Consider the following 3,547-nt stretch of genomic DNA (forward strand, 5'->3'; position numbering starts at 1 on the left):
ACAAATAAGACTCCAAATACTAAAAGACAAATCATATACAAAAATGTAATCCACTGTTTTAATTTCAAAAAAACACCTCCCTTTTATTATTATATTCCATATGTATAAAGGGAAACGTAAAAATTTACGTTTCCCTTCATTTGTTTTTATTTTGGTTGACCGGTAGGAGGAGTAGGGCTGCTTGCGTTTGGATTCTTGGCAGTATTTACTTTATCCCAATACTCTGTAGCTGCAATATCTAATCTGTTATTAGTTCCTGTCTTATCTATAGTACCCGTAATGTACTCGGATCCATTATGCCAAACTTGATACCATACACCTTTGTAGTCTTGTTTTGTCCATTTTATGTAAGGTCTCTTCCCCCAAATTGTCCATGCTCCTACAGTTGCTCCCTGTTCCACGGCTGTAGTGTATTCGTGTGTTTTTGATGCTGTAAAACTAAGCTTTGATTTTATTTCAGCTGCTCCAGAAAATCCAATTGTCGTTGATGTTTTCATACTCTTTGAATATTTAACATTAACAGCAGTAGAGGATCTATAGTTGTCTTCCACAATCCAGCTTGTGGAATAGGTAACCATTGGTTGACTCGAAGTTATATAAGGTTCTGTATCCCATCCTTGTGAGATTAGTACAAGACTAGCTGGAGAAATAGAATCGTTTAATGTAGAAGGTCTGGAGTTTGCGGCCGATTGTGCAACTAAAGAATCAATATTTTCAATCTCATATTTGAATTTTTCAGGATCAGTATTGAGAGCATTTAATAATGATTTTTTGTATAATTCCTGATCAATAATTTCACCTGTTTCTTTGTCTATACCCTCAACTGTGCCTAGTGATTTCTCTTGTCTCACATCATTTGAAATTGTTCTTGTAGTATCTTCATATACCGTAGGTGCAGACTCAGCAATTGTAATACTTTTTGATTCTAATACAATTGCACTACTATTAGCTTCTTGCGGAGAAGCAAAAGCAGACCCCGTAAGCATTGTGGATACAGCGATGCAGCTTACTAACAATACTTTAAACTTTTTCATTTTTACCGTCCTCACTTTGGTTATATTTTTTGATTCATATATATAAACACCTAAATCTAAGAATAGTTGGAAAATATATCAAAAAACATGTATATATATTTGTATATCAAATTTCTTTGATGCATTATCGAAGTCATGGCATGTGCCTTTCATTTCTTAAATATAAAGACTCCAGGGCTCATGCTACCGGCTCTAAGGCGGCATAGAACGCCACCTAAGACCCGGTACGCACCGCTGCCAGGTTACTCCACCCGATAACAAGAGCGCCTAAAACGGGGGAAATCCTGCCCCGTCTAAGGCGCTCTATGTTCCTGGCTGTCGCTTTACACCTGGCACGGAGCGAAAACCTGAAGATACAAACATTCTTGAAGGAAAAAATATGAACCCGAACTAGAAAGGACATGGAGAGAACCGGCAGCTGCCGGTTCTTTTTTATTGGATCCTTTTTTTCCTTTTGACATCCGCATGGTAACAGGTGGCAGTTCGACTAGACTTCCGGTGGACCGAGCCTCCGGCTGCGCCCCTCCATCCACCGGAAGCCAATTCTCACAGTCGTGTAGTCAAGGGGCAAAAAGTTTTTTTCTCTTTCAAGAAGAACCGGGTCGAAAAAATCTTTCTTGCTGATCCCTTGACCACCCGCCTATGCCCTTGTTCCCAAGCTCCGCGTCAAAAGGGAAAAAAATGCCCTTCCGGGTTCCATCCCATGCGGTTGTCAAAAGATTTCGAAGTTAATCTTCACAACTGCTTCCACCTAACGTTGAGTAAAAAGCAATATACAAGATCCAAACAGGAAAGGACTGATCGAATATGTATGACTTTATCATTGTTTCTTCATTATTGGTCGCTGGCCTTATTTACATTATCGTTTCAAGCTGTATCAAACTTTTGAATAGGGAGGACAATTATCGTGACTAGGAATAATACTTCATCGTTACATACCAAATTGTCATTAACTACTGAATCGAAGCCAGGGCATCGAGAGCTAATGGAAATAATAGCAGAAAAGCTCAAAGGTATTTTTCAGGAAAGAAACTTATGGTTCGAAACAATCATTTTTTTTAATGGGAGGGCTTATAACAGCTCAAGAGAGAGAGTTAATGAGTGCATCAATCCCAAGGACTATATAAACTTTCACAACCCTGAGACGGTGACTGTCATATATGAAGGGCCATTGAAAAGAATCATGAATTATGGTGTTCATAATCCGTTTACTGGTGTTACAGATTGGTCTCTTTTAGAGAGTGTCGAACAGATGGTTGAAAGTTATGGATACCGCCTTGTAGTTAATGATATCAGCGGCTTTACCATCATGAACTAGCGGCGTTTTGGTCGCTTGAATGAGTTTCAAAATTACTGATAGGGAGCTGGATATAATGTTAATATTGGAAAATTTCGAAATAACACGGTGGACGGGAGCCATCACGGAAGACGGAAAGATCAAGCGGATCAAACCAGAGGATTACAGCAATCCAGATATGCCACATGAGTTCCGATTGTTGGATGATGATGATAATATCTATGGATATGGCTTCTCTAGATCATGCGATGATGAAGACGCATTTGCACCATTGGATCACTACGGCCCACTGTACGGTTGTACAGAAATCCAATACTACAATAGGGATAAAATGAAATGGGAAACGCTGTGAAAGAGGTTTTGGCTTAAATATACAAGCTAAGGAAAATGAAAGAACCTGCATCTGCCGGTTCTTTTTTTGTATTATGAGAAATTAGATTAAACAAATTAAGGATGACAGGTCAATTGATTAGAACGTATGTTCGTTATATAATAAAGAAGAGTAAATTGCGTTATATGCAGAGTGTCCAGGTATCCGTGCAGACATATTTCCAAGTATAGTGCGGAACGATGAACAATTGGAGGTTACCAAAGATGGTGTTGATAGAACAGGATGAACATAATGACCAACGGAATAAAACCAATGGGAACAAGATCATCACAACCGAGGAACTTACGATGATTCGAGACTATATCCTTTTACCACACATGGAACAGATGGTCCAAAAAAGCATTGTAGATATTGAATACTCAACCAATATTCTAAAACGTTTATATATCCTGGCGAGCCAGAAAATTCTTGATCAGATCCAGAGGGACATTTCTAAACTGCGTCACGAGTTCAGGAAACGGAATATCAAAGTATTATCTGAAGAGCAAGCAAACCATATCGTATATCATCGTTATTATTGTAGAGGATACGAGGATTGGTTTGGCATGACTCGTGATGTAATGCGAGCGGAAATCAGTTTGCAACTGACAAAATATACAGCACAATTAGCAAAGGTAATCTCCACATAGCCAAGATCCGTAAAGGCAAAAGGATGCCCCGCCTTTTAGACGGGACCTCGGATTAAATAAAAGCGTGAAAAAACTCTGCAATAACTTCACATTCCAGAGTTTTCTCATTCTAAATGCATATTCAAGATGGTTAACCTTCTCGAAATATAAATCTTCTTAGAATGGAGAATCACTATAGCACAAGCATATCGGCAGG

The 3,547-nt window shown here is 38.8% G+C and carries 4 protein-coding genes; 3 read left to right on the forward strand and 1 reads right to left on the reverse strand.

Features of this window, described 5'->3' with window-relative positions:
• Positions 1-146 precede the first annotated feature (146 nt).
• On the reverse strand, positions 147-1,034 hold the full coding sequence (locus C3B52_RS35245; RefSeq protein WP_103110966.1) for a hypothetical protein: 888 nt from the start codon (positions 1,032-1,034) through the stop codon (positions 147-149).
• Positions 1,035-1,941: 907 nt separating this feature from the next.
• Here C3B52_RS35245 and C3B52_RS35250 point away from each other — a divergent pair.
• The 3 genes from C3B52_RS35250 (at position 1,942) to C3B52_RS35260 (ending at position 3,351) form a co-directional block, all read left to right on the forward strand.
• Positions 1,942-2,352 (forward strand): hypothetical protein, encoded by a 411-nt coding sequence (locus C3B52_RS35250; protein WP_103110967.1) that lies wholly within the window; start codon positions 1,942-1,944, stop codon positions 2,350-2,352.
• Positions 2,353-2,407: 55 nt separating this feature from the next.
• Positions 2,408-2,683 (forward strand): hypothetical protein, encoded by a 276-nt coding sequence (locus C3B52_RS35255; RefSeq protein WP_103110968.1) that lies wholly within the window; start codon positions 2,408-2,410, stop codon positions 2,681-2,683.
• A gap of 242 nt (positions 2,684-2,925) precedes the next feature.
• Complete coding sequence (locus tag C3B52_RS35260) at positions 2,926-3,351, forward strand: hypothetical protein (protein ID WP_235615974.1); 426 nt, start codon at positions 2,926-2,928, stop codon at positions 3,349-3,351.
• Positions 3,352-3,547: the final 196 nt, after the last annotated feature.

This window comes from Brevibacillus reuszeri, from assembly GCF_002897295.1.
Classification (GTDB): Bacteria; Bacillota; Bacilli; order Brevibacillales; family Brevibacillaceae; genus Brevibacillus; species Brevibacillus reuszeri_A.

Excerpts from the sequence above, each read along its gene's own strand:
- C3B52_RS35245 (WP_103110966.1), bottom strand. The coding sequence starts at position 1,034 with ATGAAAAAGTTTAAAGTATTGTTAGTAAGCTGCATCGCTGTATCCACA.
- C3B52_RS35255 (WP_103110968.1), top strand. The coding sequence starts at position 2,408 with ATGTTAATATTGGAAAATTTCGAAATAACACGGTGGACGGGAGCCATC.
- C3B52_RS35260 (WP_235615974.1), top strand. The coding sequence starts at position 2,926 with ATGGTGTTGATAGAACAGGATGAACATAATGACCAACGGAATAAAACC.